This window comes from Bacillus sp. FSL K6-2839 (assembly GCF_038003365.1).
Taxonomy (GTDB): domain Bacteria; phylum Bacillota; class Bacilli; order Bacillales; family Bacillaceae; genus Bacillus.
This window is the reverse complement of the sequence record NZ_JBBOOZ010000002.1, coordinates 817,154-842,108: the sequence shown is the minus strand read 5'-3', so window position 1 is coordinate 842,108 and position 24,955 is coordinate 817,154. Positions and strand designations below refer to the sequence as shown.

General features: G+C 41.6%; 25 protein-coding genes and 1 pseudogene. 7 read left to right on the top strand and 19 right to left on the bottom strand.

Features of this window, described 5'->3' with window-relative positions; genetic code table 11:
- The first annotated feature begins 54 nt into the window (after positions 1 to 54).
- Positions 55 to 282, top strand: coding sequence for an HNH endonuclease (locus MHH26_RS18485; RefSeq protein WP_340974314.1), 228 nt, complete (start codon positions 55 to 57; stop codon positions 280 to 282).
- 497 nt (positions 283 to 779) lie between these two features.
- Here MHH26_RS18485 and MHH26_RS18480 read toward each other — a convergent pair whose 3' ends face one another.
- Complete coding sequence (locus tag MHH26_RS18480; RefSeq protein ID WP_340974313.1) at positions 780 to 1,616, bottom strand: helix-turn-helix transcriptional regulator; 837 nt, start codon at positions 1,614 to 1,616, stop codon at positions 780 to 782.
- Positions 1,617 to 1,719: 103 nt separating this feature from the next.
- Here MHH26_RS18480 and fabF point away from each other — a divergent pair, with 103 nt between their 5' ends.
- From fabF to MHH26_RS18450, 6 genes and pseudogenes are all read left to right on the top strand, one after another.
- Complete coding sequence (gene fabF, locus MHH26_RS18475) at positions 1,720 to 2,952, top strand: beta-ketoacyl-ACP synthase II (protein WP_334750723.1); 1,233 nt, start codon at positions 1,720 to 1,722, stop codon at positions 2,950 to 2,952.
- A gap of 159 nt (positions 2,953 to 3,111) precedes the next feature.
- Positions 3,112 to 3,603: pseudogene (locus MHH26_RS18470) on the top strand (thioredoxin domain-containing protein); the annotation flags it as partial.
- Between the two features lie 84 nt (positions 3,604 to 3,687).
- Positions 3,688 to 5,175 carry a thioredoxin domain-containing protein gene (locus MHH26_RS18465; protein WP_334750851.1) on the top strand — a complete coding sequence of 496 codons (1,488 nt, stop codon included), beginning with the start codon at positions 3,688 to 3,690 and terminating at the stop codon, positions 5,173 to 5,175.
- A gap of 152 nt (positions 5,176 to 5,327) precedes the next feature.
- Positions 5,328 to 6,098 carry a SurA N-terminal domain-containing protein gene (locus tag MHH26_RS18460; RefSeq protein ID WP_307498907.1) on the top strand — a complete coding sequence of 257 codons (771 nt, stop codon included), beginning with the start codon at positions 5,328 to 5,330 and terminating at the stop codon, positions 6,096 to 6,098.
- A gap of 224 nt (positions 6,099 to 6,322) precedes the next feature.
- Positions 6,323 to 7,657, top strand: coding sequence for a glycerol-3-phosphate transporter (glpT, locus tag MHH26_RS18455; RefSeq protein WP_034664381.1), 1,335 nt, complete (start codon positions 6,323 to 6,325; stop codon positions 7,655 to 7,657).
- Between the two features lie 92 nt (positions 7,658 to 7,749).
- Complete coding sequence (locus MHH26_RS18450; RefSeq protein WP_340974309.1) at positions 7,750 to 8,631, top strand: glycerophosphodiester phosphodiesterase; 882 nt, start codon at positions 7,750 to 7,752, stop codon at positions 8,629 to 8,631.
- Between the two features lie 39 nt (positions 8,632 to 8,670).
- Here the strand turns inward: MHH26_RS18450 and MHH26_RS18445 are convergent, their stop codons facing one another.
- The 18 genes from MHH26_RS18445 to glmS all read right to left on the bottom strand — a co-directional run bounded on the left by MHH26_RS18445 (position 8,671) and on the right by glmS (position 24,474).
- On the bottom strand, positions 8,671 to 10,059 hold the full coding sequence (locus MHH26_RS18445) for an amino acid permease (protein WP_212041010.1): 1,389 nt from the start codon (positions 10,057 to 10,059) through the stop codon (positions 8,671 to 8,673).
- A 218-nt stretch (positions 10,060 to 10,277) separates the two neighbouring features.
- Positions 10,278 to 11,036: a DUF4097 family beta strand repeat-containing protein gene (locus tag MHH26_RS18440; RefSeq protein ID WP_307498903.1), complete on the bottom strand. Its 759-nt coding sequence runs from the start codon at positions 11,034 to 11,036 to the stop codon at positions 10,278 to 10,280.
- 33 nt (positions 11,037 to 11,069) lie between these two features.
- Entirely contained in the window at positions 11,070 to 11,744 is a 675-nt protein-coding gene (locus MHH26_RS18435; RefSeq protein WP_340974303.1) for a bacitracin ABC transporter permease, read from the bottom strand.
- A gap of 50 nt (positions 11,745 to 11,794) precedes the next feature.
- Positions 11,795 to 12,457: a TetR/AcrR family transcriptional regulator gene (locus MHH26_RS18430; RefSeq protein WP_307498899.1), complete on the bottom strand. Its 663-nt coding sequence runs from the start codon at positions 12,455 to 12,457 to the stop codon at positions 11,795 to 11,797.
- Between the two features lie 376 nt (positions 12,458 to 12,833).
- Positions 12,834 to 13,439, bottom strand: a complete 606-nt coding sequence (locus tag MHH26_RS18425; protein WP_340974299.1) for an ABC-2 transporter permease — start codon at positions 13,437 to 13,439, stop codon at positions 12,834 to 12,836.
- Complete coding sequence (locus tag MHH26_RS18420) at positions 13,417 to 14,298, bottom strand: ABC transporter ATP-binding protein (RefSeq protein WP_307498893.1); 882 nt, start codon at positions 14,296 to 14,298, stop codon at positions 13,417 to 13,419. Before MHH26_RS18420 ends, MHH26_RS18425 begins: the two co-directional genes overlap by 23 nt.
- Before the next feature lie 5 nt (positions 14,299 to 14,303).
- Positions 14,304 to 14,675 carry a GntR family transcriptional regulator gene (locus MHH26_RS18415; RefSeq protein WP_003217079.1) on the bottom strand — a complete coding sequence of 124 codons (372 nt, stop codon included), beginning with the start codon at positions 14,673 to 14,675 and terminating at the stop codon, positions 14,304 to 14,306.
- A gap of 162 nt (positions 14,676 to 14,837) precedes the next feature.
- Positions 14,838 to 15,965: a DUF418 domain-containing protein gene (locus MHH26_RS18410; protein WP_334750716.1), complete on the bottom strand. Its 1,128-nt coding sequence runs from the start codon at positions 15,963 to 15,965 to the stop codon at positions 14,838 to 14,840.
- 457 nt (positions 15,966 to 16,422) lie between these two features.
- Positions 16,423 to 16,938 (bottom strand): HEAT repeat domain-containing protein, encoded by a 516-nt coding sequence (locus MHH26_RS18405; protein WP_334750715.1) that lies wholly within the window; start codon positions 16,936 to 16,938, stop codon positions 16,423 to 16,425.
- A gap of 19 nt (positions 16,939 to 16,957) precedes the next feature.
- Positions 16,958 to 18,379 carry a sporulation killing factor system integral membrane protein gene (gene skfF / locus MHH26_RS18400; RefSeq protein ID WP_307498888.1) on the bottom strand — a complete coding sequence of 474 codons (1,422 nt, stop codon included), beginning with the start codon at positions 18,377 to 18,379 and terminating at the stop codon, positions 16,958 to 16,960.
- The gene (locus MHH26_RS18395) at positions 18,372 to 19,094 is read right to left on the bottom strand and encodes an ABC transporter ATP-binding protein (RefSeq protein ID WP_334750714.1); all 723 of its coding nucleotides are present in this window, start codon (positions 19,092 to 19,094) and stop codon (positions 18,372 to 18,374) included. Before MHH26_RS18395 ends, skfF begins: the two co-directional genes overlap by 8 nt.
- 240 nt (positions 19,095 to 19,334) lie before the next feature.
- Complete coding sequence (locus tag MHH26_RS18390) at positions 19,335 to 19,745, bottom strand: RidA family protein (protein WP_334750713.1); 411 nt, start codon at positions 19,743 to 19,745, stop codon at positions 19,335 to 19,337.
- Positions 19,746 to 19,861: 116 nt separating this feature from the next.
- Entirely contained in the window at positions 19,862 to 20,626 is a 765-nt protein-coding gene (locus MHH26_RS18385; RefSeq protein ID WP_340974296.1) for an ABC transporter permease, read from the bottom strand.
- On the bottom strand, positions 20,623 to 21,540 hold the full coding sequence (locus MHH26_RS18380; RefSeq protein WP_307498883.1) for an ABC transporter ATP-binding protein: 918 nt from the start codon (positions 21,538 to 21,540) through the stop codon (positions 20,623 to 20,625). Before MHH26_RS18380 ends, MHH26_RS18385 begins: the two co-directional genes overlap by 4 nt.
- Positions 21,541 to 21,554: 14 nt before the next feature.
- Complete coding sequence (locus tag MHH26_RS18375; protein WP_034664414.1) at positions 21,555 to 21,746, bottom strand: PLD nuclease N-terminal domain-containing protein; 192 nt, start codon at positions 21,744 to 21,746, stop codon at positions 21,555 to 21,557.
- 161 nt (positions 21,747 to 21,907) lie between these two features.
- A complete protein-coding gene (locus tag MHH26_RS18370; protein ID WP_307498882.1) occupies positions 21,908 to 22,264 on the bottom strand; it encodes a DUF2200 domain-containing protein in 357 nt (118 codons plus the stop codon).
- Positions 22,251 to 22,538 (bottom strand): hypothetical protein, encoded by a 288-nt coding sequence (locus tag MHH26_RS18365; protein WP_340974294.1) that lies wholly within the window; start codon positions 22,536 to 22,538, stop codon positions 22,251 to 22,253. The genes MHH26_RS18370 and MHH26_RS18365 overlap by 14 nt, the downstream gene beginning before the upstream one ends.
- A gap of 133 nt (positions 22,539 to 22,671) precedes the next feature.
- Entirely contained in the window at positions 22,672 to 24,474 is a 1,803-nt protein-coding gene (gene glmS, locus MHH26_RS18360) for a glutamine--fructose-6-phosphate transaminase (isomerizing) (protein ID WP_340974289.1), read from the bottom strand.
- Positions 24,475 to 24,955 lie beyond the last annotated feature (481 nt).

Genomic DNA, 24,955 nt, shown 5'->3' with positions numbered 1-24,955 from the left:
CCATTAGTCATCAAGCAGGCAAAGGAAACATTTAAAAAACAACATGATAATCGTTTGTTTTGTGAAATTTGCGAATTTGATTTTTATGAAACATACGGTGAAATCGGGGAAGATTTTATAGAAGGGCACCACACCATTCCTTTGTCAGAAATGGATGAAGGACATTCGACTAAGGTAGAGGATATTGCAATCGTTTGTTCAAACTGCCATCGAATATTACATAGGAAAAGACCTTGGTTAAACAAGGATCAATTGAAGTTATTAATAGAAAAGCGCATATAAATTTTACATGGAGGTAGTTGAAGGAATCAAAAAACCCCCTCAATTACCTCTCTGCAGATCATCGTAAACTTTTTCAAAAATCTCTAATGGTATTGAATACTTCGTTGTCTTATCATTACGGTAATTAACCACTATATCGATATGATGTTGCTTTTTTTCAAATTCAATAATTGAATTCTCCCATCTATCTCTAACGGATATGACACAATTACCGTTTATCTTTTAACTTTTTCTGATAAACATAATCCATTTTATCTCTCCATTCTTATTATTTTTTATTAAATAAGCGACTAGACGTCACGTCTCAATCTGTGATACCCAAAGAAGTTAAATGTCGTGAGCAAGTTTAAAAACGTATAAAGATAATTTCTACCATAAATACTTTATATGATGCCAACTGGACCTAATAGATGATAACTGTCTCAATGTTTTTTTATTTAAAGTCTAAACAAAGCAAGGAAGTATTCCTCAAATCAATTCTACTCTCCAAACGATAGCTAGCCTTCAATTAAACGTTTTAACTTAAGCTCAGTTTCAGTATCCTCAACTGGAGTATAGACGCTGCATCTTAAATCAGTATCCCCATACACTTGTAATGAAGTTAGATTAAACAACATTTTACCTGCCTTAGCATGACGAAATTCAATTAATACTTCAGGCGCATAGCTGATCTCATTTTCATTCCAAATTTTACGAAACTCAGGATATGCCTGCTCCATTTCTTCTATAAATTGCTCATACCAGTCATCAGCCACATACTGTCCATAATACGTTCTAAATATTGCGATATATCCCCTAACAAAATGCTCCCAATTCACGGCTAAACTTTTAAATTCCTTTCTTGCGAATAGTAAGCGTATGATATTCCTTTCTGCCGGTATGATTTGTTCAAAGTCCAAAAATACATTAGCTGCTGCTTGATTCCACCCCACAATCTGACTTCTTCTATCAGATATAATCGTTGGGCAATAACGAAGTTCCTGCAAAATTTTCACTAAAGCCGGACTGATTTCCTTCTCATTCTCAATGATAAAGGATTGTTTCACTCCTTCCTCTAACGCTAAAGCGTACAAATATCTCCTTTCATCGTTATTTAATTGTAATGCACGAGAAATAGCATCTAATACCGAAGTAGATACTTTTATATCTCTGCCTTGCTCTAACCATGTATACCAAGTAAGACTCACACCGGCTAGTTGAGCCACTTCTTCTCTTCTTAGTCCTGGTGTTCTTCTGCGGGTGCCTACAGGTAAACCAACCATTTGAGGAGTCATTTTCGAACGTTGGTTCTTTAGAAATTCTGATAAAGCTTGAAGTCTAGTTTCAGGTTTCATTAAGATCTCCCTTTAAAATATTATTAATTATACTAGGATAAACAACAACTTGTAATAGGATAACACAATGGCTAAAGTTAATAAAAACAAGGAGGGAATGATCATGAAAAGAGTTGTCATTACTGGAATGGGAGTTATTTCTCCACTAGGGAATGATGTAAATAGCTTTTGGAATCAACTAATTAAAGGACAATCGGGAATATCTCTAATTGATTCCTTTGATACTACTGATTATAAAACAAAAATAGCTGGAATTGTTCGTGATTTCGATGCAGATGAAATATTGGGGAGAAAAGAAGCAAAACGATTAGATCGTTTTAGTCAGTTTGCCTTAGCAGCAGCCGAACAAGCATTAGAAAATTCACAATTACAGTTAGATCATGTTGATCTTGAGCGTTTAGGGGTATATGTTGGTTCAGGAATCGGGGGCATCCAATCGCTTGTTGATAATGTGAATGTATTAGATAAACGAGGTCCCTCGAGAGTAAGCCCCAGCCTTGTACCCATGATGATTTCAAATGCAGCTGCGGCCCAAATCAGCATAAAATTAGGGGCACAAGGACCATCATTGTCACCAGTCACAGCTTGTTCTATTGGGAACACCTCTATTGGTGAAGCTTTCAATGCTATCCGAAATGATGATGCAGATATTATATTTGCCGGTGGAGCAGAAGCTGCCGTCTCACAGATATCTTTGGCTAGTTTTGGAAACGCACATGCATTATCTACTAGAAACCAAGACCCAAGTCGAGCCAGTCGTCCATTCGATACAGATAGAGATGGTTTTGTTATGAGTGAGGGCGCAGGTATCTTAGTATTAGAATCATTAGAAAACGCGATTCTTAGAGATGCGCCGATATTATGCGAAGTAGTGGGATACGGAGCTAGTTCAGATGCTCATCATATGGTAGCATCACACCCAGAAGGTAAGGGTGCCTACTTAGCCATGAAAAAAGCATTGAAAAGTGCAAATATATCAACAGATGAAATCGATGTTATTAGTGCTCATGCAACAAGTACACAAGTAGGTGATCGTTCAGAAGTTCTAGCCATTAAGAAATTATTTGGTGATCGTTCAGGTGAAATTCCAACAACGGCGAACAAGTCAATGACTGGGCACATGTTTGGTGCTGCCGGAGGAGTAGAAGCGATTGCTTTAGTGGAAAGTTTGAGACGAGGAATGATTCCGCCAACTATTAATGTAGAGAAGCAAGATCCAGATTGCAACTTAGATGTTGTATTAGAAGCGAGACAGCTTCCATTGAAATATGGGCTATCCAATTCTTTTGGTTTTGGAGGACATAATTCAGCCATCTTGTTAAAACATTACGATTGAAGTAGTAAAAAGGTGAAATAATGACAAAACAAGGGTTTATAGCCCTTGTTTTTTTCATGATGGGAATACCTCACAGACAAATTATGACGGGCCTCAGCAATCTGATATATTAAATGGAGAAAAGAGAATACTAAAAAACATTTAGAAAGAAGGTGACCCATGCCAAACAACCAAACACCCAACCCACTCATCAACGAAAAATCACCGTACCTCCTTCAGCACGCCCACAACCCAGTTCACTGGTACCCGTGGGGGCAAGAAGCCTTCGACAAAGCCAAGCGTGAAAATAAACCGGTGTTTGTCAGCATTGGATACGCTACTTGTCACTGGTGCCACGTCATGGCACACGAAAGCTTCGAAGATCAGCAAGTCGCTGACATCTTAAATGAGCATTTCATTTCGATTAAAGTCGATCGTGAGGAGCGTCCAGACATCGATTCTATGTATATGTCTGTTTGTCAGATGATGACGGGGCAAGGCGGCTGGCCGTTGAACGTATTTGTCACGCCTGATCAAAAGCCTTTTTATGCGGGGACTTATTTTCCAAAGAGAAGTGCTTATGGACGTCCTGGTTTCATTGAAGCACTGACACAATTGCTGGATGCGTACCACAACGACCGAGATCATATCGAATCATTAGCAGAGAAGGCGACAAATAATCTGCGGATCAAAGCAGCAGGGCAGACAGAAAATACCTTGTCTCAAGAGGCGATCCACAAAGCCTATTACCAGCTCATGAGCAGCTTTGATACGCTGTATGGCGGATTTGGTTCTGCACCGAAATTTCCTGCACCTCATATGCTTTCATTCTTGATGCGCTATTACGAATGGACTGGGCAGGAGAATGCATTATATGCAGTCACGAAAACGTTAGATGGGATGGCAAATGGCGGTATATACGATCATGTGGGTTCAGGTTTTTCTCGTTATTCAACAGACGAAAAATGGCTTGTGCCTCATTTTGAAAAAATGCTGTATGATAACGCCTTGCTGATGGAAGCTTACACAGAAGCATATCAGCTTACTCAACAGCCTGAGTATGAAAAGCTTGTCCAACACCTGATCCACTTTATCAAACAAGATATGATGAATCCGGACGGCTCCTTTTATTCAGCGATAGATGCAGATTCTGAAGGAAAAGAAGGACAATATTACGTCTGGTCAAAAGATGAGATCATGACTCATTTAGGCGAGGACCTCGGCGCATTATTCTGCGCTGTCTATCACATCACAGAAGAGGGGAACTTTGAAGGGGCGAACATCCCTCATACCATTTCAACCTCTTTTGATGACATCAAAGCCTCTTTCTCGATCGACGACCATACGCTTCAGTCCAAGCTTCAATCTGCCCGGCACATTTTACAATCTGTCAGACAGCAGCGGCCCGCACCGCTTGTCGATGACAAGGTGCTCACATCTTGGAATGCGCTGATGATCTCTGCTCTCGCCAAAGCAGGAAGGGTATTCGGTGAAGAGGAAGCCATCCGTATGGCGAAACAGGCGATGTCTTTTCTAGAAACACACCTCGTCCAACACGAGCGGCTCATGGTCCGCTATAGAGAAGGGGATGTGAAGCATCTAGGCTTTATCGAGGATTATGCGCATATGCTTTCTGCCTATATGTCCTTATACGAAGCAACCTTTGAACAAGAATGGCTGGAAAAAGCCACAACAGTAGCTGAGAACATGTTTGAGCTGTTTTGGGACAAGGAAAAAGGGGGCTTTTTCTTCTCAGGATCAGATGCGGAAGCGCTCCTCGTTCGAGAAAAAGAAGTGTACGACGGCGCCATGCCTTCTGGTAACAGCACCGCACTCAAGCAGCTTCTCACGCTAAGCAGACTGACCGGACGTCAGGACTGGCTGGACACATTAGAGCAGATGTTCAAAGCTTTTTATGTCGATGTCTCTTCCTATCCAAGCGGGCACACAGCGTTTCTGCAAGGACTCTTGAGTCAATATGCAACAAAAAGAGAGATCATCATTCTAGGGAAAAACGGTGATCCTCAAAAAGAACGGCTCTTACAGGCGTTTCAGAAACGCTTCATGCCATTTGATATCATATTGACTGCCGAAACAGGGCAGGAATTAGCGCAGCTCGCGCCCTTTACAAAAGATTACAAAACAATCGATGGCAGAACCACCGTTTATATTTGTGAAAACTACAGCTGCCGCCAGCCAATCACCGATATCGACGAAGCGATGGAACAATTATTCCACGATTGAGTTTGTCATGAGATGACTATGAGAAGACAAAATGAGGACAAACAGATAAAAAACATGTCAATCCGCTAACAAATTGTCTGTACGGTTTTATTTTTCCTAAAAAACGGTTAGAATGCGCACTAGATGTTCTCATACCGAAGGGAGAGAAAATGATGAAAAAGGTATCATACACACTCATCGCTTGTCTGTTATCTGTTGGGCTTGCAGCCTGCTCGTCAAACGATGCCAAACAAGATAAGCAAAACGATTCAGCCAAAAGCAAGGAAACAACACAGGCTGACCAAAAAGAACAGCAAAAGCAAATGGAAGAGATGCAAAAGAAATTAGACGCACAAAAAATCGATGATCAAAAGGTCGTTGCGACCGTCAACCAAGACAAAATCACAGGTAATGAATATAATAGTGCTTTATCGACCATTCAAGGCCAGCTTCAGCAATCAGGGCAAGACCCAACATCTAAAGAAGGCGCAAAAGCAGTCAAGAAACAAACCATTGATGCGCTCGTAGGTCAAGAGCTCATCCTGCAAGATGCTGAGAAGAAGGGCATCAAAGCCTCTGACAAGCAGGTAGATAAACAGCTAAAAGAAGAAAAGAAACAATTCAAAGACAACGCTCAATTTGAAGAAGCCCTTAAGAAAAGCGGACTCACAATGGATCAGCTGAAAAGTGACATTGCCGACAGCATCAAATACAGCCAGTATGTCGACAAAGAAATCAAATCAGCGTCCGTCTCTGAAAAGGATGTCAAAGCGTACTATGATCAATACGCAGATGAAATGAAAAAACAAAAGCAAAAAGCACCTGAATACAAAGAGGTTAAATCACAAATTAAAAAACAGCTAGAATCTCAAGAAAAGCAGAAAGAAGTACAAAAAGAAATTGAAAAACTAAAGAAATCTGCGAAAATTAATGTGTCTATGTAACAGCTAAGAAAAAATCCGCCATTGTGCGGATTTTTTCGTTACTTGATGAACTGTTTTTCCAAAATAATGACAAAAGCCTCATCATAAACATCTCCTCCTTCCGATATGATGGGAGTACAAAAGAAAGCGTTATCAATTCTTTTGTCTCTTAAAAAGTACAAGATCAAACGCCGATCTCGTACTTTTGCTTCAGTCAATCGGACAACTACAGGAGGAGGATCTTTATGTTTAAATGGTTTAAACCCGCTCCGCATATCGACAGACTTGATGATGCCAAGACAGACGAGACCTATAAGCGGCTGCGGCTGCAAGTCTTTTTAGGCATCTTTATCGGGTATGCGGGCTACTATTTGCTGCGCAAAAATTTCGCTTTTGCTATTCCTTATCTACAGGAAGAAGGGTTCACGAAAAGTGAATTAGGCTTTGTACTCGCAGCTGTCTCCATCGCCTATGGCTTTAGTAAATTCATCATGGGGATGATTTCAGACCGCTGTAACCCAAGATACTTTTTAGCCACCGGACTCTTTCTATCAGCCCTTATCAATATCCTATTTGTCTCATTTCCATGGGTGACATCAAGTGTATGGATCATGTTCTTATTCATGTTTTTAAACGGCTGGTTCCAAGGCATGGGGTGGCCGCCATGCGGACGCACGATGGCGCATTGGTTTTCGGTTAGTGAACGTGGAACGAAAATGTCTATTTGGAACGTCGCTCACAATATCGGCGGGGGAATTCTTGCACCGCTCATCACCTTAGGGATCGTGCTGTTTGCGACATGGAAAAGTATCTTCTTCTTCCCTGCCATCATTGCCATTATCGTCTCCATCGTGATCATTCTACTCGTCCGGGATACCCCGCAATCCGCTGGTCTTCCGCCAATCGAGGAATATCGCAATGACTATCCGGCACAGCAGTATGAAGATCAAGAAAAAGAATTAACAGTGAAAGAGATTTTATTTAAGTATGTACTCAACAATAAATTCCTTTGGTATATCGCCATTGCCAATGTCTTTGTGTACTTCGTCCGTTACGGTGTCGTGGACTGGGCGCCGACCTACTTAACAGAAGCAAAGGGCTTTTCACCAGAGCATTCACGCTGGTCTTATTTTCTTTATGAATATGCAGGCATTCCCGGCACATTATTGTGCGGCTGGATCAGTGACCGCTTCTTTAGAAGCCGCCGCGCACCAGCGGGCGTCCTCTTTATGGCTGGGGTATTAATTGCGGTGCTCGTTTACTGGTTAAACCCTGCTGGCAATCCAATGGTCGATAACATCGCCCTTATCAGCATCGGCTTTTTAATTTACGGACCTGTCATGCTCATTGGACTTCAAGCCATTGACCTTGCTCCTAAAAAAGCGGCTGGCACTGCGGCCGGACTCACTGGCTTCTTTGGCTATATTGGCGGCTCTGCCTTTGCCAATGCGATGATGGGCGTCGTCGTAGATCACTATGACTGGACAGGAGGCTTCATTTTACTGGTTGGTTCTTGTGTGCTTGCGATTGTCTTCCTGGCGATGACATGGAATACAGGGAAGCGCGTAGAGCAAGCTTAATGAAAATCACATAAAAGATTCATATCCACCCAACATGCCCTTTACATCTATTTCTTATGATGAAGGCAGTTACCGTAAAAGGAGGATAAAATATGAAGAAAAGTAGATTACTTGCTTTCGTGTTGCTCTCTTTTGCTTTACTGTCTTTTGCGTGGGTGCCGACCACCATATCGGCACATGAACATCTTTTATCTCCAGATCGTATTTTAACCGTTGCACACCGCGGAGCATCAGGGTATGCACCAGAGCATACCCTGGCTTCCTACAAACTCGCCACAAAGATGAATGTGGATTACCTCGAACTCGACCTTCAAATGACAAAGGATGGACACCTCATCGTCATGCACGATGAAACCGTTGACCGGACCACAAACGGAACAGGCTGGGTCAAAGACCTCACACTTGCCGAAATCAAACAGCTTGATGCCGGTACATGGTTTAACGAAGTCAATCCCGACAGACAAAATGCCAACTATATCGGACAGCGAGTACTCACATTAGATGAGGTGCTGCGCTATTTCGGCAAACGAGAGAATTATTATATTGAAACAAAAAAACCAGACATCTATTCGCAAATGGAAGAAAAACTAATGGCGACCCTAAAAAAACATCATCTTCTCGGGAAACACACAAGAAAAGGGCAAGTCATGATCCAATCCTTTAGTCAAGACAGCCTGCTAAAACTACAGAAACTAGCTCCACGCCTTCCAAAAGTACAGCTATTAGACAGAACCCAAATGACGTCCATCACAGACGATCAGCTCGACTTCATCAAAACTTATGCAGTGGGTGTCGGGCCAAACTTTAGAGCATTGACACCTGAAAACGTACAGCAGGTCAGAAGCCACGGACTCCTCCTCCACCCATATACGGTAAACAACGAAGCAGACATGACCCGTTTACTGCAATACGGCGTCACCGGTCTTTTCACCAACTTTCCAGATGTCTTTAACCGTGTGAAAGCTTCACTCTAAACAAAAAAAGCCTTGCGGTCCATCCCGCAAGGCCTTTGATTATTTTACCGTTTGATCAGAAGAAGCTGTTTCGATCGGTTTCCGTTTCCCGATCCCAAAGACATAGAAGCTAAGCGCTACTACAATCAAGAACCCAATGGCCACGATTAGAGAAATACGCGTATCCTGATTAATGAGCATAAATACAAGCACCATCAGTAAGAAACCGATTGTAAGATAATTAGAAAACGGAGCTAGCGGCATCTTGAATGGATGTTGATCAAGCGCAGATCCCTTCGCCTTTCTAAAGCCGATATGACTAATCAAAATCACAAACCAAGGCACCATACCAGGAAGTACACTCGCACTATACACATAGACGAAAATGTTTGGTGGCGCAACATAATTGAGGACAACTCCTATCGCTAGACCAATCAGCACAGCAAATGTCCCAAAATACGGCACGCCATTCTTCGAAATTTTGGTGAAGAAAGCAGGCGCCTGTCCATTCACACCTAATGTATAAAGCATACGTCCCGCACTGAAAATCCCACTATTACAGCCTGACATCGCTGCTGTAATGACGACAAAGTTAATAATACCAGCAGCTGCTGTAATCCCAATTTTCGCAAACGTCGCCACAAATGGACTGCCAAGGGTATTCAGCTGATCCCAAGGATACACTGTCACAATGACAAAGATCGCACCGATATAGAAGATCAAAATACGCCAGATGATACTTTTGATGGCATTGGTCAGCGTCTTTTCTGGATTTTGTGCTTCACCTGCTGTAATCCCAATCAGCTCTACCCCCTGATAGGCAGCAATGACGAGCGACAACGCAAACAAGAATCCGGTAAATCCACCTGTAAAGAACCCGCCGTGCGCCCACAGATTAGACAAGCCAATAGGCGTCCCGCCATTTCCAAATCCAAAGAAAATAATGCCTAGACCTGCAATGATCATCAAAATAATCGTCACAATCTTGATCATTGCAAACCAAAATTCGAACTCACCGAACGATTTAACCGAAATCAAATTGGCAGCTCCCAAAATAATCATCGCGATTAAACCTGGAATCCACGCTGGCAGGTCTGGGAACCAATATTTCATATAAGCGCCTACTGCAATAATTTCCGACATCCCGACAATGACCCATTGGAACCAGTTACTCCAAGCTGTCATATACCCCGCAAGCGGATGAATATATTGATGACCAAATGTAGCAAATGAACCTGTACTCGGTTCAACGTATAACATTTCTCCCATCGCACGCATAATAAAAAAAATAAAGATACCACATACTGCGTACGCTAGAAGAACCGATGGACCTGTCCATTGAATGGCCTTGGCTGACCCCATAAATAAGCCAACACCAATCGTGCCGCCGAGTGCGATCATTTGAATATGGCGGGCACTTAACCCTCTCTTTAATTCCTTTTGAGCCACTTTTCTTCCCCCTCATCAACAAACAACATAAAAAATAAAAATCAGAATGTTCATTCTGATTGAGAAACATCAATCTTTCGTTGTATATTATCATAATAAATCTACCCTTAAAAAACAATTGTTTTTTTGAGGGAAACACTATTATCAAAATATTCCGACATAAAGAGATGTTCAAATTGTTTTATATTGATATATTGAATCAAAGGGTGAAAGTCATTTCAAATCTGATGACTTAATAGGAACTGACCGCCTCTTATATCAACCTCAAAGGATCGCAATCCATTTTTATGCACCATTTTCTCCTTCTCTCGATGACAAGAAAAGTCATTCCGGAAAGCGCCGGATCTTTTCTTTACATAACAAGTAAACCCATCATTTTCCGGTATCGCCACTTTGACATTTGCTCCTGTTGAAGTAGATTTAAGTGAATCTAGCATGTTTGTAGAATGAATCTGTATCCTTCTACCTGTTACATGCAGATCAACGTCCAAAAAGGCACCCGCCAACTCAATTTTTGACGATGTGGCGTGCAGTAATAATCTTTGTACGGTAAGCTGCCGACTAGAAATAAGCCCACCTACAGTCTCTAAATGGAGATGCTTGATGTTACCTGATAGCATCGTTTTTCCAGACGTTAAATGACAAGAGACATTCTCCACCTTCAATCTCTCTGCCTGAAGATTTGCTCCTTTACAACGAATGGAAATGGACTGTAATTGTCGTTTAGGGAGAAAAATAGCGACATCGGTTTTATAAAGTTGAAGCCCTAAGCTGAGTATTTTTTTCCGTCTATCTTTAATGAACAATCGTCCATCTCTTACCTGATGATGCATCAAATAACCTTTTGGAAACACTTGATTGACCGTTTGACGAATGATGAGATAAGGATGATCATGGTGTTGAATAAACACCTCTCCGAGCAGCCAATCCAGCGATAATTCTACGACCAACTCTTCAATTAGAATCGTATGCTCCATATGTCTCCCTCCTTGTGTACTCGCTTATCTCGCTTAAAGCCGGGTCATGCGGCCCCATAATTCCAAGATCACTATGAGGACAGCTATCATCATGACTCCTGACAAAATGAAATTCATTTGATCATTTCCATAAACAGCGATTAATACGTTTCCTAAAACAGCACATAGAACAATCGCAGTCAGAATGGTCATGAAAATAGACCTCTTCATTACCCCCACTCTCATCGCAATCATGCCAATACCATTGATACAACAAGTAAACACTAGGTACGTTTTGCTCACAGTGAGCATCACATCAGCTGTCAGCGCATCCTGAACAATGGGGAAGAAAGTTTCAGTGACACTAAACACAACAAATGAAGGAATGATACTACACAGCATGACAATTGTAGAGAAGCAGAGCATCCAAACCATTCTCGAAAGGAGGGATAACCTCATACTGGATGAATGAGGTTCTTGTTCTTTCAATGCAGCCACTATTTCTCGACAATACATCATGGCTGTGACGATCGAAAAAAAGATCATCCATACTATACTGGTCAACAAATAGATATTCGGATATTGCTGAAAATCGATTTCCTGTTCAACCTGTGCAGCAAACGCGACAAAATAAATAAACACCAGCAGTACAATACTGACAATCATACTAGCTTGAATATAATGTTTCATATGGCCTTTTCTTAGCTCGAGTTTTACGAATTGAAGCATAAGGCATCCTCCTATGAAATGAATTTTCCTTTTGTCTCTTATCTGACCATTTAGGTTCCAGGCTGATCATATCCACCAATCCCAGCATGATGCGCTGTGACCTTTTGAATAAATAGATCACTCACCACATCCACTCCGAGACCTTTCATCATCTGTTGTAAAAACAGTAAACGCTGACTAGTTTCCTGCTCATCACGAGCAAATAGCGTAGGGTTCAGCCATATATTGACGAGTAGCATAAACACTTCTGCCACTTCCCCAGGAAATGTAGTATTTATCGAACCATCATCAATTCCTTCAAGAATAAGATGTTTGATTTTAAGCGCATCCTGATTGACGCCTGCCTTCATTCCCTCAACCACAAATTGCGGATTTTTGATCTGGTCAACCAAGATCCCATCAATGGAATGAGATTTTGGATCTGCCACTAGCTGCTCTAAAATACGCTGCAGCTTCTCTTTCGCATGCGCTGCCTCTGTATGCTTAATCAGATCTTCAAGCTTCTCAGTCGCATGACGAAATTGCCTCTCCATCACGGCACGTAATATTTCTTCCTTCGATTTGAAATGATGATAAATAGCCCCTTTAGACATGTTCAATTCTTGGATGATATCCTGCAAACTCGTCTTTTCAAATCCTTTTTCCTGAAACAGCTTCGTCGACACATCTAAAATTTGCTGGATTGTCTTTTCTGGATATTTATTTCTGGCCAAATGAAATGCCTCCTTTTACATACCGACCGTTGGTATGTATGTGTATATTTTTCATTATAAACTGTTTATATAGATTTGTATAGAACAAAAAAAGACCACTCACACGGTCTCCTCAAGCTCAAACTGTAAATTCAAAAGAAGCTGTGCAGCCGTAGCGAACCGCCGCTTTCGCACATATTCCCCCATCGACAGCCCTGTTTCTTTTTTAAACACACGCAATACCCCACTACCTGCCTCAGCGACAGCTCATCCATCAAATTCGACTCCAAATAGGAAATCACCTCTTGCGTAAATCGACTAAAATAAGAATCATCCATTTTGAAAAGTCCTTCCTCAAAATGAATGATTCTCTATCAATGTTCATATGATATTTGCATTAAAATACTTTTCTTTGGTAAATAGCGGCCGAAAGCCCCCAGGACATGAGGTAGATCAACATGATGAGCACAGCTGATCCAGTATATAAAATCGGAATCGATACATTCATCACAAAATCAGTGATCACGCTGAAATGCTCTGCTAAATAAGCCATAATCGGCGGCCCTATACCAGATAAAATGATAAAGACAATGATCACTGCCGTTGAGATAAAGCCGGGTTTCAGAATATAAAACAAAGGAAATGTAAACGCCGCAAACAGTAAAAACAGCCCGCTGCCAAGTGCGATATCCATCATCGTAAACAGCTTCCCAAAACTAAATAAAGCAGCACTTGTCAGCCCGATCGCAATCACCATAAAAAAAATGGCACCAAGATAACGTGATGCGATAATTTCTTTACGTGTATAAGGCAAAGAGTTTAATAGGATATTCGTTTCTGCCTTCTCATCGTACGCATATGTGTTAAAAGGTATGAAGAAACTGGCGACGAGAAACGTCAATGCCGGAGGCACATCCATGAGAATAAAAAATAAGATAAACGGAAGAAAAATAATCAGCTGTTTCTTTTGCAAAATCACATCACGCTTCATTAAATGAAACATGCTCTACACCGCCTTTCAAATAAAACATGATATCCTCAAGCGATGCCCGTTCAATCACAACATCATCTCCAAAAATATGCTTCACTTCACCAATACGATCTGTTAATGCTTCAAACCCTGCTGCTGTACGTTGAATATGGACAAAGGCTTTTTCAGTGTCTCGATCCAACAAATCCAAGCTTCCCTTCACAAGCGCATAATTCTCCGCTACCTCATGAATCGACTGTTGAAAGACCAATCTGCCATTTTGTATAAACGCAATATAATCTGCAATCCGGTCTAAATCTGTTGTCATATGTGTTGAGAAAAAGATCGTTCGATTTCCATCAATCATCAATTCTTGTAACGTACCGAGCAGCTCTCTTCTAAAGACCGGATCTAAACCAGCAGTTGGTTCATCCATAATAATCAGCTCTGCATGATGCGATAGAGCAATCGCAAGTGATGCCTTCATTTGCATCCCTTTTGAAAATGTTTTGATTGCTTTATGCAGCGGCAGACCAAACTGCTCAATATATTGATAAAAAAGCTGGTCATCCCAGCGTTTATAGGCCGGTGCCACAATTCGTTTAATGTCCTTTAAATTTAATCCTGGGAAAAAAACGTTGGCATCGTAAACAAATCCGATTCGTTCCTTAATCTCTTTTTCATGGGTATGATAATCTAATCCGAAAATCTTTACGTCACCTGAATCTGGTTTTAACAAATTCATGATCATTTTAATGGTGGTCGACTTACCCGCTCCATTTTCCCCAATAAACCCTGTGACAAAGCCTTTTTTGACCTGTAAATCGAGATTCTGAACTGAAAAGTCCTTGAATCGTTTTGACACCCCTTTAAATTCAATCACAAGCTCCACTCTTCTCACTCCTCATACAAGAACTTTAATAACTGCTGCAATTCATCAAAAGATAAACCTAATTCCTTTCCGTTTGTGACAACCGCTCCAAGCTGTTCCTCGATCACCTTCAATTTCTTCTCTCTCATCACTTCTAGGTTTTGTTCCGCAACAAATGATCCCTTGCCTACAATTGAATAAATAAATCCTGCCTTCTCTAACTCTTCATACGCTCGCTTTGTTGTAATCACGCTGATTTGTAAATCCTTCGCCAGCTTTCGAATAGACGGCAGTGCTGCACCTTCTGCAAGCTCACCCGTTAAAATCATCGATTTGATTTGATTCGTAATTTGCTCATAGATGGGCTCCTTAGAATGGTTTGAAATCGTAATTTGCATATAAAAACCTCTTTTTTCAGTACTGGTGTTTGGAACGCAATAATGTATATATACTATATATACATTATATACAAACTAAAAGAATATTCAACTATTTTTTGATTGCAACTCAACTAAAAAAACCGCACAGCTCTTCAGCTATGCGGTCTTCTCCAACACCATTTATCTCCAATACACCCATTTTCCCATAAGCCACTCGACAGGACCTCTTCTCCATTTTTTCAAATAGAGATGGCTGATGAACAGCTGTGCTGTGTACAGTCCGACAGCAAGCAGCAACCCAAACATTGACCCCATCTGTCCAAATAGACCAAGTCCATAAGAATAAAAAATCGTTGTACAAATGATCGACTGCGCCAAATAGTTTGATAGGGACAAACGGCCAAGTCCTGCAAGCAGACGTTTGAGGCCTTGAGCTGCTTTCGAATAGTAAAAAACAATAAACGCTTGAATATACCCGATCGCCAGCACATAGCCACCGAGAATCATAACGAATTCACTCCAAGGCGCATCAATGAACGTCGCACATTTTAGCGCAAGCCCGACGACAATGACCCAGACCCAGCCTTTGCGATAGGCCATTCCTCGATCTTCTTCTGTCAGATGTCCTCGTTTACCAATCACCATGCCAAGCAATGCGAACGGACCCACCATCATCGTACCGAAAAGAAACCCTAGTATCGGCATAAGCGTAATGGTCACGATCGCCAGAATAATGGTCACAATCAACATATCGTCTTCAACCGTAACCCGGCTGAGCAAAATATCCCCATATGCACCCTTCGCATACACATCGGTTAAAAAATCATCATTCCCATAAACAAAGTTCATCATATATGGCACAACGACTAAAGACAACGCCCCTAACACACCCGACCAAATAAGCATTGTTTTGATTCGGCTGCTCAAAAACATCATCAAGAAAAACGTACAAGCTCCATAATAAAGAAGAATGTCACCATTCCAAATAAAGATGTAATGCAGCATCCCAAGCACAATAAGACCAAAGCCCCGGCGAACGACAATGGCATTCGTACTTAGTCCCTTGGCTTTCGTTGATTCAATCAGCTTGATAAAAGAATACCCAAACAAAAAGGAGAAAATCGGATAAAACGACCCTTGGAACAAAATTTCCGTCAGATAAACTCCGAATTCCTGCCCCCAAAAACTCGAATCAAACATTTTCTCAAAATCATAATCATATTGAAAATTAAGCATATTCACGATCAAAATACCTAATAAACTAAAACCACGCAAACTATCAATGAACTCAACCCTAGATCCCTTCAACACGACAGCTCCTTCGGAAAATATAAAAGCATATTTATCCTACCACACTTTCAAAAAATTGGTCTCTACACCCATGTAAAAACATGCGTTTTAAGGTAAATTTAATAAAAAAACCTAGAATATACATTCTAGGTATCTTACTGATGAATTATGAATGATGATTTTCTTCTTTCCGCATCACACGTTTCAAATAAAACAAAATCCCCAATCCAAAAAAAATCAACATCAGCTCCCAGTCTGCAGGAATCGGAAACCATTTCAATATCATTAAAATCAACAAAACCGCTCCAATCCCTGCGAAAAAAACCGCGTTTCTTTTTAATTCTTTGTTTGATAGAAACAACACTCTCTCCTCCCTTACACTTACTAACCAATTGAATGTTTTTCTAACTTTTCCTTTGATCTGAAGGATAAATCCAAGGAAGATGCCCAGGCCAATCGAGTTTTTTCGTTTCCACTATTCATCCCCCTTTTCCTTTAGCTGAAAAGCAATAATCTTCCCTAATGCTTCCTCTGCAGCAAAAGGCGTGACGCTGCCTGATGGATTTTCTTGTTCTTGTTTTAAGCACTCGTACATGTTTTTTTCAATTTTTGATGGATCAATCCAAGAGATACACCATGATGCCCAGAAACAAGTAGGTCCCTCATAACGTTTAGCCAGTGCCAGAAGGAATGGCAAGCTAGGCTGTCCAATCCTCATGAGTGACATGGCAGCGGCCATCCTTGTATCCTCTTCGTCACTTTCTAATAGCTTTGCTAGCGGCTCAGCTGCTTCTCCCGCATCTGCTCCAAATTCACCAAGTACAGCTGCTGCAATGTTCCGCAGAGATCCTCTTTCTTTTAAAGCCTCAACAAGGACGGGCACTGCATCTTTTCCAAACTTTCTCAATTCCCCTATTGCTTGAATGATCGTTACTTCATTTGTATTTGCCAATTGTTGAACTGATTGAGACAGCTTATTTTCTGGTTTCATTGACAATCAACTCCTCTTTTTAATGAACCGCACGGTATCGATAACAAAGCACATAAAATACAGCTCCAGCCACTAGGGATACAATTGCTGTCAACAAGTCATCAGTGAACAGATGAATGCTAATAATGACCACAGCACTGAACACAGACGCAAATAGCAATGATCGATAATAGGCGGCCAAAGCAAAACTTCTTTCTCGTCTCAGAGGCTGCATAAAGGCAAAGAGCCGTATGGCCAAAAACCATATATAAACTCCTCCACCAAATAAGGTCCAATACAATACATCCTGAATCTCAACCAAATAAAGTGAAATCAAGTAGAACGCATACAGCCAAAAGGTTTGAAACACTTCTAACAGAATGATTTTTTGATATAAAGCGCCTGGAAAAAGATAGAGCACTCCTGTTTGTGCGTGTCTTACAATCCCCGCATAATATGAACTAAAAAGAACGGATGCAGCGATGACGATTAAGAATAGATTCAGCCAATCTGAAAAATAAGTAAGGACGACATAGTAAGTACCAATTAACAGCATGGTAGATAACAAATGGAAGGTCGCATACTTTTTTAGCAGCAATAATTCAATCCAAAGAAAAGCCCAGCTGCCCGTTAATGACGGAAGCCCCCACCACGTCTTGCCCTTTTTTTGAACAATTGGACTTGATTGAATATGTTTCCCCTCAAATTCCTCCCAAAATACTGCCTCCTTGACTAAAGACTCCTTCATCTCTAAACGATGACTAGCCTTGTACATCATCAGGAAAGATAGGAACATTACTCCAATAAAGATGAAGAAAGAAAGAATGGAGAACTCTTCGATCATACGTCCAGCTTGAAACATCAAAGAATCAGCAATGTTCATCAAGAAGGGCTGTTTCATCATGAATTGATTCAAAACAAGCAGTGCAAAGAAGCAAAACATCAATACAAAACCGAGTATGAGCAGGCGCTTGTATACTCGAATGGTTCTAGCACAAGACACCGCAATCATCCAAGTTTCGACCAAACATAACAGCCCTGTCAGGATGAGTGATTTTCCAAGCAGAAACGGGTACTGCTGCGCCATAAAAAACAGAAGAAGATCCGCAGCCACAGCAGAGACAATGAGAAGAGCCCCTCGCCAAAAAATGTGATACAACCATACACTGATGACAACTGTCCATAGAGAAGCGCCATTTCCATATAACCAAATGATATCGTTCATTTGACTAGGCAGCCGATTTGTAAACAAGCCAAACCCCGTATAGAGAACAAACAAGCAGACAATGATCCATCCAGCTGCAACCGTATTCCAATCACCCATACTTGAAACTGCGCTTAGCTGAAAACCAATTGCCGCAATGAAAAGAAGTAAGATCACAAAAGGCATTTTCTTTTCTTGATTTTTACTGATCAAGCGCCTTTGAGATTTCATCCATAAAAGGGAGAGTGTGTTATTCACTTGACCACTCCCCCAGAAGTTGAATGACTTCTGCCCTCCACTCAATCTGTTCTTCCTTTAATTGAGGAACATCCATATTCTTCATGATGGCACCGTCTCGAATCAATACCACCCTGCTGGCCGTATCAAGAACGAACTCTAGACTATGAGTCGAGACAAAGACCGACCCACCTTGACTGCTTTTTTGTCTCAGCCAATCCGACAGCCACTGTTTTGACGGAATATCTAACCCAACAGTCGGTTCATCTAATATAAAAAGGGAGGCATCTTGAACAATGGCCCCTGCTAAGACGACACGCTGCTTTTGGCCTCTTGACAGCCTTCCGCACAGTTCGTTCATCTTCTTTTCCATATGTACTTCTTTCAACGCTTCATGTACCTTTTCCTTGATCTGTTTTAAGCCTTTATGATATCCACGAGCACGGAATTGAACATGTTCAGCAGCCGTTAAGTCTGGATACAAATACGGCTGATCAGGAATAAGAGCTACTTGTTTTTGGACATGGGAATGACCAGGCGGGAAACCCTCAATGAGAATTTCCCCTCCATCTGGTTTATATAGACCCGTTAAACACCGAATCGTTGTCGTCTTCCCGGCGCCATTAGGCCCAAGCAGTGCCACAACTTCTCCTGCTTCTATGGAAAATGACAGGCCCTCTATCCCATCACCATTACTGTATCGTTTGCTTATATTCTGAACCTCCATGAATGGCATCGAATCTCTCCCTTGTATTAGAGTGATGTATGCTTATCTATGGTGTGTTATAAGATGAAAAGCGAATGTCATTAGACCCACTAACCACTTACCCTAATATTACCATATAGAGAATAACAAGGTAATAGGAATTAGGTAATCTATTCTATGTACAACGGATTAAGAAAATATATCATGTACAAAATAAAAAAAGATTAGGCGACAGTATCCTAATCCTTTATCTATTAAACAGTTATTCCCTCAAACCGCCCCATCACCCAAACCCATCTCCTGACACGCCCAAGCATCCACCTCTACCTTCAAAGCAGGAGAAGCCAAGGCAACTACATAAATCATCGTCATACAAGGCAGATGATCACCTAAGAACTGCCCCATGATTCGTTTTCTACACTCAGCATCGAACTCTCCCACGAGATAAAATACTAGTTTCGTTATATCTTCCACGGCCATATCTGCCGCTTCTACGTTTCGTTTCACATTCTCTAACGCTAGTTCGAGCTGCTCCAACGGGCTCTCTGGGATTGTTCCATCCGCCTCCATTCCCACTTGACCTGATAGGGTTAACCACCGCTGTGGTCCAGTTGTCTCTATTTGATGGGTATATGGTGCGACTGGCGGGTGAATGGTATCAGGATTACGTGATGTTCTCATGAATAAAAACTCCTTTTCTGAAAATACAGTCAATTTTTATCCATCATATCAAACTTTCTACCGTATTCAGATTTTTATGCTCATAGTAAACCTGAAGAAGCAATCGCAACAGCATTCTATAATTCTTGTTTTCTAAAAAGAAACCATCCGATGAGAAAAAAGAAACCAATCAATACCGATACACCTAGAAAGCTTGTAAGCGCCTGATCCGAATAAGTCCCTCTATGAATCATCTCCTCGGCCGCACTTGTCACGCCTTTAGGCGCAAACTTCCCTAATGTATCCTCATAAAATGAAGGAACGGTAAATAGAATAAGGTTGATCACAAGCGATACACCGCCGGCTGTGACGGAACGCGTAAAGAACGCCGAAGCACAAATGGTCGATACCACAATCAGCAATAAATTTGGATAATAAAGAAGTGTTCCTTTTACCACATTGACCCAATTCACATGCCCAAATTGGATGTCCACATAATAAACGGAGGCAAGCACTGCCACCACCAAACTAAACAAGGTCAAACCAGCATAGGCGCATATTTTTGAGACATAATAACTCATTCGACTGATCGGCTTCACCATAATCATCGCCGTCACCCCAGAGGCACGCTCTCCCGCAATCGTCCCCATCACGATCATAATGAGAATAAAAACGCCAAGCGAATCGAACTTACTCAATGCACTCGCTAAAGCCTCACCAGCGCTAGGCTCTGGTATATAAAATGTGGACCCTTCAGGTAAATTAGCTGAGTTCGATAAAAGATCCGGCAGCATTTTGAGCGTAATAGGCTGTGTGATCATTAAAATCGTAAAAATGATCGGCACAAATAAAATTTTATAACTAGTGAATAACTCCCTAAATTCCTTTTTCAGCATCATCATGCATTCACAACCTTCATGAAAATATCTTCAAGCGTCAGCTTAGATAGTCGATAATGGAGGAGAACACCGCCAGTTTCAGTGATGAGACCAGGCAGCTCCTTCAACGCCATTTGTTGATCGTTCACTCGCACCTGATAACCGTCCCCTGCCTCAATGCATTCCTCCATCCAATCCTGCTCTTTTAACAACGCCACTAATTTCGTATTCTTTTGTTCTAATTGAAATTCAATCACTGGCTGAATATAGTCTTCTTTGATCTGTTTCATGGAAGAGGACATTTCAATTTTTCCGCTGTTGATCATGATAATATGATCCGCCACCCTTTCAATGTCATCTAAAATATGGGTCGACATAAAGATCAACATCTCATGCTTTAAACGCTCAATCAAAGTCAGGACGTCTTTTCTCCCCATCGGATCAAGTGCGGACACAGGTTCATCTAGAATAAGAACCTTTGGGCTGTTGATGAGCGCCTGTGCAATGGCGAGCCTCTGCTTCATTCCTCCACTATAGCTGCCAATGGCACGATCCTTCGCCTCATACACACGGCAAAGCTTCAACAGCTCCTCAGTTTTGGAGCGAATGATGTTTTTCTCTAATTGAAATAACCCGCCAACCCAATGCATCCACTCCTGACCTGTCATATCCTGATAAAATGCAGGCTGCTGCGGACAATAGCCAATCACATGACTAATGTCATCCATGTCCTTTGTCACATCCATACCCGCCACCTTCACGACGCCAGACGTAGGACGAGCAAGCCCCGTCAAAATCCGAATCGTCGTTGTCTTACCTGCTCCATTGGCTCCTAAAAACCCTACACATCCGACCTCCCCAACAGAAAACGAAACGTTTTTTAAAACTTCATGCCGACCATACGATTTCGTCAGCCCTTGACACTCCAGCATATTCAAGCAAATCCCCCCTACTAAGATTGTTTACGACCAAAAATGAAATACGCAATAGGACCGGCACTCGCCACAAACACAATCACCAAAGCCCAAACCCACTTCACCTCTCCTCTGACCCTAGATGGATCTCTTTTCAGCAAATCAAACAAACCAATCACCATTAAAATGGCTTGCAGCAAAACGAGAGGTAAAATCATCTTCATATCCATCCACGCCACTCCTTTTTCATACACCAATTTGTTTTGATATCACTTCTTTTGACGACATGAAGAGGGGATTCGTTCAAATGGATTTTATTTTTATTGATCGAATGGTCTATAAGATATAAAAAAGCCCAGTGAAAGTTGTTCACTGGGCTTGCTTGTGATGGTCATAACGAATCTCGCAAAATCTTTTCCATCGTCTTTCCTTTCGCTAACTCATCAATCAGCTTATCTAGATACCGAATGTTTTTCATGGTTTCTTCCTCAATGTCTTCTACTCGAACACCACAGATGACTCCTTTGATTAAGCTGCGGGAAGGATGAAGCTCAGGAGCCTCAGCAAAGAAGGTTTCAACGTCTATCTGTTTATCCACCTGTTCCTGCAGCTCTTCTGGACTGTACCCCGTTAACCAACAAATAATCGTATCAACTTCAGCCTTCGTTCGTCCCTTTCTCTCTGCCTTTGCGATATAAAGAGGATAGACTTTTGCGAAGCTCATTGTATAGATTTTAGGTTTGGTCATGTGATTTTCTCTCTTTCTTTTTTAAATATTCAAGCTGTATGGCCTTCTCTAGATGCCGCTCTCTTAGTATGCCTATTTCCTTTTTATTACCTGCATCTTTTTTGAAAGATCTATATTTAAAAAATTGAACGAAACAGAATCCTAGAAATACACAAATCGGTCCTTCGACGGTAGCAGGACCACCAATCAACAAATAAGAGCTAATAAATAATGCGATATAAATGATTAAGAAAAAAGTAATTCCCCATTTTTCCTTTTTTAAATATTCACTCATAATGATTCCGCTCCCTTGAACATGTACGATCTTATCGAATCTATCTTTCATTTTATTTAGCTCTTTAGACACAAAATACCCCTTTAGATAATTATATCTAAAGGGGTATCAAAAGTCTGAATTAATTTAAACCCTACTCCACCGTCACACTCTTCGCAAGGTTACGTGGTTTATCCACATCACACCCGCGGTGAAGGGCTGCGTAGTAAGCGATGAGCTGTAATGGGACAACAGATGCAAGTGGTGCAAGTGCTGGGTGTACAGCTGGAAGGACGAAACGGTCGCCTTCGTCTTCTAGGCCTTTTAGTGAGATGACACATGGGTTTGCTCCGCGTGCAACGACTTCTTTGACGTTACCGCGAATGCTGAGGTTCACGTGCTCTTGCGTTGCAAGGGCAATGACCGGTGTGCCTTCTTCAATTAAAGCAATCGTGCCGTGTTTGAGTTCTCCGCCAGCAAATCCTTCTGCTTGGATGTAAGAGATCTCTTTTAGTTTCAGTGAACCTTCAAGGCACACATAGTAGTCAAGTCCTCTTCCGATAAAGAATGCGTTACGTGTCACTGTGAAGAAGTCACGAGCGATTTGTTCCATTTCATCCTTTTGATCCACAAGGGCTTCCATTGCATTTGCTACAATCCCAAGTTCTTTCACAAGATCAAAGTCAAGAGATTGACCATTTAATTCGGCTGCAACTGATGCAAGTATCGCAAGAACAGCAATTTGTGCTGTGTAAGCTTTTGTTGAAGCCACTGCGATTTCTGGTCCTGCATGAAGAAGCAATGTGAAGTCCGCTTCACGAGAAAGCGTTGAACCTGGTACGTTTGTGATCGTTAATGCTTTATGACCAAGCTCTTTGACTTGAACGAGTACAGCACGGCTGTCCGCAGTCTCCCCAGATTGAGAAAGGAAGATGAACAACGGTTTTTTCGATAGAAGCGGCATGTTGTAAGAGAATTCACTTGCTACATGGACTTCTACAGGTACTTTCGTCCAGTCTTCAATATATTGTTTACCGACAAGTCCAGCATGGTAGCTCGTTCCACAAGCCACGATGTAAATGCGGTCTGCTTCTGCTACTGCGCTTGCGATATCGCCAGCGACTGACAGCTTGCCGTTTTCGTCTTGATATTCTTGGATGATTTTGCGCATGACAAGCGGCTGCTCATCCGTTTCTTTTAACATGTAGTGAGGATATGTGCCTTTCTCGATGTCGCTTGCATCTAGCTCAGCGATATAAGAAGGACGTGTCATGATATCACCGTCAAGGTTTTTGATGATCACCTCGTCTTTTGTGACAATGACCATTTCTTTATCCATTAATTCCGCATATTCGTTTGTTACTTGAAGCATCGCCATTGCGTCAGAAGCTACAACGTTGAAATCTTCTCCGAAACCAACCAATAATGGGCTTTTGTTTTTCGCCACATAGATTGTTTCTTTGTTTTCGTTATCGAAAAGGGCAATTGCGTAAGAGCCTTTTAGTTGAAGAAGCGTTTGACGGAAAGCTTCCTCTGTATCAAGACCTCTGTCCACAAATTGTTCGATAACTTGAACAACAACCTCTGTATCTGTGTCGCTTTTTAGTGTGACGTCTTGTAAATATTCGCGTGTCAATTGTACATAGTTCTCGATGACACCGTTATGAACAAGCGTAAAACGGCCAGAAGCACTTTGATGCGGATGCGCATTTAGATGGCTTGGTACACCGTGTGTTGCCCAGCGTGTATGTCCGATTCCAGCTGAAGATGCTACATTTGCATCAACAACTTCACGAAGCTCAGCGATACGTCCTTTTTCTTTGAACACATGCACGCCTTCTTCGTTTGCCACAGCGATTCCTGCTGAGTCATACCCGCGGTACTCAAGCTTCTCTAAACCCTTTAATAAGATTTCCTTCGCATCATTCTGACCAATATAACCTACGATTCCACACATAAATATTCTTCCTCCCGATCATGTGAAAGGGACAAAGAAAGCCTACTAAAATAGAAGGGACATTTCTTCGTCCCTCTCTACATGTTTAATTTGGGAGATCATGTGTATTCCCTTTGTACAAAGAGTCACCTCTTTGCTTTAAAGAAACACTTACGGCTGTGATCTCTTTTTTGATCAGCCGGGAGGCATCCGCCGAAAATTCGATAACCTCCATCCTCGTCAACTAAGCATCTTTCGTCCGATCGCTTAGTTCGGGCGCTATAATTATAAGAGAGTTGCTGAACATCTACCCTGCCTTTCCTGATAGAATAAAAATCCAGTAACACAAGGATGATTGTACTATAAGGTCTGACCTCCGTCAATCACAATTTAACGGGTGATCCCGCTCAAGAAAGTGAGACCTCCATACACTATATGCGATGAGGCTTGTCACGTTCTACCTTTGATGTGCTCTCCTATGTATGAAGGCAGCAATAAATTG

Bases quoted from the DNA above. Each gene is read 5' to 3' on its own strand.
- MHH26_RS18390 (WP_334750713.1), bottom strand. From the start codon at position 19,745: ATGAGAACATCACGTAATCCTGATACCATTCACCCGCCAGTCGCACCA.
- MHH26_RS18415 (WP_003217079.1), bottom strand. From the start codon at position 14,675: ATGCAAATTACGATTTCAAACCATTCTAAGGAGCCCATCTATGAGCAA.
- glmS (WP_340974289.1), bottom strand. From the start codon at position 24,474: ATGTGTGGAATCGTAGGTTATATTGGTCAGAATGATGCGAAGGAAATC.
- MHH26_RS18385 (WP_340974296.1), bottom strand. From the start codon at position 20,626: ATGATGATGCTGAAAAAGGAATTTAGGGAGTTATTCACTAGTTATAAA.
- MHH26_RS18480 (WP_340974313.1), bottom strand. From the start codon at position 1,616: ATGAAACCTGAAACTAGACTTCAAGCTTTATCAGAATTTCTAAAGAAC.
- MHH26_RS18435 (WP_340974303.1), bottom strand. From the start codon at position 11,744: ATGCTTCAATTCGTAAAACTCGAGCTAAGAAAAGGCCATATGAAACAT.
- MHH26_RS18370 (WP_307498882.1), bottom strand. From the start codon at position 22,264: ATGACCAAACCTAAAATCTATACAATGAGCTTCGCAAAAGTCTATCCT.
- MHH26_RS18460 (WP_307498907.1), top strand. From the start codon at position 5,328: ATGAAAAAGGTATCATACACACTCATCGCTTGTCTGTTATCTGTTGGG.
- MHH26_RS18465 (WP_334750851.1), top strand. From the start codon at position 3,688: ATGAGCAGCTTTGATACGCTGTATGGCGGATTTGGTTCTGCACCGAAA.
- MHH26_RS18450 (WP_340974309.1), top strand. From the start codon at position 7,750: ATGAAGAAAAGTAGATTACTTGCTTTCGTGTTGCTCTCTTTTGCTTTA.
- MHH26_RS18395 (WP_334750714.1), bottom strand. From the start codon at position 19,094: ATGCCATTCATGGAGGTTCAGAATATAAGCAAACGATACAGTAATGGT.
- MHH26_RS18365 (WP_340974294.1), bottom strand. From the start codon at position 22,538: ATGAGTGAATATTTAAAAAAGGAAAAATGGGGAATTACTTTTTTCTTA.
- MHH26_RS18425 (WP_340974299.1), bottom strand. From the start codon at position 13,439: ATGTTTCATTTAATGAAGCGTGATGTGATTTTGCAAAAGAAACAGCTG.
- MHH26_RS18440 (WP_307498903.1), bottom strand. From the start codon at position 11,036: ATGGAGCATACGATTCTAATTGAAGAGTTGGTCGTAGAATTATCGCTG.
- fabF (WP_334750723.1), top strand. From the start codon at position 1,720: ATGAAAAGAGTTGTCATTACTGGAATGGGAGTTATTTCTCCACTAGGG.
- glpT (WP_034664381.1), top strand. From the start codon at position 6,323: ATGTTTAAATGGTTTAAACCCGCTCCGCATATCGACAGACTTGATGAT.
- MHH26_RS18375 (WP_034664414.1), bottom strand. From the start codon at position 21,746: ATGGATATGAAGATGATTTTACCTCTCGTTTTGCTGCAAGCCATTTTA.
- MHH26_RS18405 (WP_334750715.1), bottom strand. From the start codon at position 16,938: ATGAAACCAGAAAATAAGCTGTCTCAATCAGTTCAACAATTGGCAAAT.